The sequence below is a fragment of the Thermodesulfobacteriota bacterium genome (genome assembly GCA_039028315.1).
Classification (GTDB): Bacteria; Desulfobacterota_D; UBA1144; order Nemesobacterales; family UBA2774; genus CR02bin9.
In genome coordinates, this window is record JBCCIH010000227.1 from 1 (window position 1) to 3,178 (window position 3,178).

At 40.6% G+C, this 3,178-nt stretch carries 5 protein-coding genes and 1 tRNA gene; 1 reads left to right on the forward strand and 5 read right to left on the reverse strand.

Annotation, left to right across the window (positions count from 1 at the left end):
• Positions 1–732, forward strand: a 732-nt coding sequence (locus AAF462_11200) for a DUF11 domain-containing protein (protein ID MEM7009689.1), incomplete at its 5' end; no start/stop codon positions are given.
• Between the two features lie 169 nt (positions 733–901).
• Here the strand turns inward: AAF462_11200 and AAF462_11205 are convergent.
• The 5 genes from AAF462_11205 to AAF462_11225 all read right to left on the reverse strand — a co-directional run.
• A tRNA-Pro gene (locus AAF462_11205) sits at positions 902–978 on the reverse strand.
• 112 nt (positions 979–1,090) lie between these two features.
• A complete protein-coding gene (locus tag AAF462_11210; GenBank protein ID MEM7009690.1) occupies positions 1,091–1,390 on the reverse strand; it encodes a carboxymuconolactone decarboxylase family protein in 300 nt (99 codons plus the stop codon).
• Positions 1,391–1,460: 70 nt separating this feature from the next.
• Positions 1,461–2,003, reverse strand: a complete 543-nt coding sequence (msrA, locus tag AAF462_11215) for a peptide-methionine (S)-S-oxide reductase MsrA (GenBank protein ID MEM7009691.1) — start codon at positions 2,001–2,003, stop codon at positions 1,461–1,463.
• A 125-nt stretch (positions 2,004–2,128) separates the two neighbouring features.
• Positions 2,129–2,560: a hypothetical protein gene (locus tag AAF462_11220; GenBank protein MEM7009692.1), complete on the reverse strand. Its 432-nt coding sequence runs from the start codon at positions 2,558–2,560 to the stop codon at positions 2,129–2,131.
• A gap of 15 nt (positions 2,561–2,575) precedes the next feature.
• Positions 2,576–3,178, reverse strand: a 603-nt coding sequence (locus AAF462_11225; GenBank protein ID MEM7009693.1) for a TrkA C-terminal domain-containing protein, incomplete at its 5' end; no start/stop codon positions are given.

Here is a 3,178-nt window from a genome sequence, read left to right on the forward strand (position 1 = left end):
AATGTTGCTCAGGTAGCTGGCGATCAGCATGATCCATCGTTATCAAATAATATATCACCTCAAACAACAACAGTAGTACCAGGAAATGTACCTCCTCCAGAACCACCAGAGCCAGGAGGAAATGACTTGTTTATTCTTAAGTTTGTTTCCCCTAACCCTGTGGAGGTAAACACACCTGTTACCTTTACATTGGTAGTAGGTAATAACGGTGAGTTTGGTTCAGCGGCAACCGTAATTGATGCCCTACCTGCAAATATGACTTTTGTATCTGCAACAGCAAGTACTGGCGATCCTTGTAACTTCAACGAGCTTACTCGTCAGGTTACTTGTGATATAGGTACGGTACCATCAATTAATGAAGGTCAAACAGTTGTGGTAGAGGTTACGGTAATACCGACTCAAACCGGAACATTGCCAAACACAGCTCTATTGGCAAATATTACGGGCGATCCGAATACTGGTAACAATAATTCAATTGTTACAGTAAATGTAGTTGAGGCCGGTTCTGGTAACCCAGATCCTCCAGTTGTTAATCCAACACCTGCTCCAACAGATGAACCACCTGATCAAGGCGGTGGTGGCCCTAGCGCACCATCGGATGGTAACGGTGGAGACAGTGGTTGTAGCATAGCTCAAGGTCCCGTTAACAGCGGAAACTCTGCAGCAAACCTAGCACTTCTGCTACTACCGCTGCTAGTATTTGGATTTAGATCAATAAGAAAACAGAAATAAACGAATTACCGGGGAGAAGGCGGCTGCCTTCTCCCCCTTTTTTTTTCTTCCCTACAATTCATCACAAATTACACAAATAAGATAGAATTACATTATTTTGTATCACAGGAAAGTAATAGATGTTTGAGTAGGAATTACTTGATAAGGTATTGTAATTATTGGGAAAAGATGGTCGGGGTGAGAGGGCTCGAACCTCCGACCTCAGCGTCCCAAGCGCTGCGCGCTCCCAAACTGCGCTACACCCCGACTTTTAGTGGAAATGAGTATACCTATTTATTAAAAAACGACAAGATCTAAATCGCGTTTTTTTCAATAATACCAAATGATTGCTTCAGCATTAAAAACTTTAGCTATGGTATTAACCTAAATACTTATCATATACTTCTTTTGCCCAGAAAATCTCGGTACCTGATGCTAGAAGTGCAGTCTCCATAATTGCTTCTGCAATCTCCTCTTTACTTATACCAAGAGACAATGCTTTCTTAATTCGAGATTCTACGCAGTGAGGACATCTGCCGTGAACTGCAACAGCAATCGCAATTAGAGCTTTTGTATTTGGGTCTAACTTTGTCTCCCCTTCCACTGCTTTGTAGAACTGCCACCACCCCTCGGCCATCTCCGGGGCTCTTTTTTCAAACCATCTCTGATCATCAGCCATTCTCTACTACCTCCTATATGTTGTATGTACTATCTAATATGCTCAATAAACGAAGTAAGTCTAATAGACCTTATTTCAGATTCTTCATATAATCTATATATCTTCCTCTTCCCGACCCCATCTTATATGATGCATAGCCTATCGGGTTCTTTTCATAATAATTTTGGTGATACTCCTCAGCGGGATAAAACTCCAATGCGGGCCTTATCTCTGTAACAATCTCACTTGGATATCTTCCGCTATTTTGCGCTTTGTCTTTAGATTGTTCGGCAATCTTTTTCTGCTCATCACTGTGATAATAAATAGCAGTCCTATAATGCATACCCCTGTCAACAAATTGCCCTCCGCCGTCAGTAGGATCTACATTAATCCAAAAAACATCAAGGAGCTGATCAAAGGTAACCACATCTGGATCAAACAGGATCTGAACCGATTCAAGATGATTTGTTCTACCTCTGCAGACATCCTCGTAGGTTGGGTTCTTCTCCTCGCCGCCCGTATATCCGACTGTAGTAGATATAACTCCTTTTAAACTATCAAAAGGGGGCTGCATACACCAAAAGCATCCTCCTGAGAATGTAGCTTTTTCATACTTTGCTTGTGAATCAGTCATTTTCTAATACTCCTTGTAAATTTCTTTTGGACTTAGTTTATATAAATCAAGTAACCTGATACTCCCATTTACGCACAAATAGCATCTTTGGATTCTTACATTTATAAGATTATCACAAAAAGTGCTTATATAAGAGAATCTTGCTTAGTATCTTGTTGAGGATTGAGTAAGTATGATATAACAAAGTGAATGATTGGTATTCCCAATACTATTTTCAGAATAGATATTAAAAAAGGCCTTCCAAACGCAGCATAATTTTGCTGCAGGAATTCGTAAGATAATATCAGGCCGCCACTATAAAGCTGGTTAATCGTAAGTACAGATGTCAATATTAAATATATCCAGCAAATTAGTGTTAAACGATAACCCCATTTATTGCCTCGCCACAGAAGGACACCGCCTATAAGACCACAAAATCCTCTAAATACTATTGAATTAATAATAATAACCTTAGCAAAGTTAGGAAACTCGCCTATCTGTCCTAAAAGAGATAATCCTCCAAGCCCGGATAGTCCTGCTATAAGTGTAATAACTACTACTATTGTTTTTTTGCTCACAAGTCTAATTTAACCCTAACCAATGTAGGTTTTGTGAAACTCTCTCATGCTCGAAGGCTCGCCAATCACCGTAATTCTATCGTACTCATGAATAATAGTACTGCCTCTTGGTATGATAGTCTGCTCACCCCTTCGTATCAGAGCCACCAAACTACCCTCAGGCATATTTATCGAGCTTAGAGGCTTGCCTATAAGTTTCTCTGTAGGACCGTCTTTATGTATGTATAATGAATGAAATCTTTCATTATGAAGAATTGATTCTTTAAGTTGCTGTTCATCTTCAGCGACCATCCAGTCATCCATAAAGTTCTCATTTTCTATCTGTCTTGCGACCTGAGCAAGCATACGGACATGCTGGGTTGGATTATCAAGCGGACTAAGAAGAAAGAATATCGCATGCAGGATCTGCTCCTCCTGCTCGTCTGTTGCGGGATTGTTTACTTTCACATGAACCCCTGATTTAGAACGAACCATGACCATTTCCATCTGATTAAGTCCCTCTACCCTTGAGTGCGGAAGCGCGGCCCCATGGGCTACAGGTGTGACTCCAAGCACGGTGCCTTCAAAGAACTGTCTGTATAAATTGTCATATGATTCTGGAACAAATTGAGAGAACAG

Excerpts from the sequence above, each read along its gene's own strand:
- AAF462_11210 (MEM7009690.1), bottom strand. The coding sequence starts at position 1,390 with ATGGCTGATGATCAGAGATGGTTTGAAAAAAGAGCCCCGGAGATGGCC.
- msrA (MEM7009691.1), bottom strand. The coding sequence starts at position 2,003 with ATGACTGATTCACAAGCAAAGTATGAAAAAGCTACATTCTCAGGAGGA.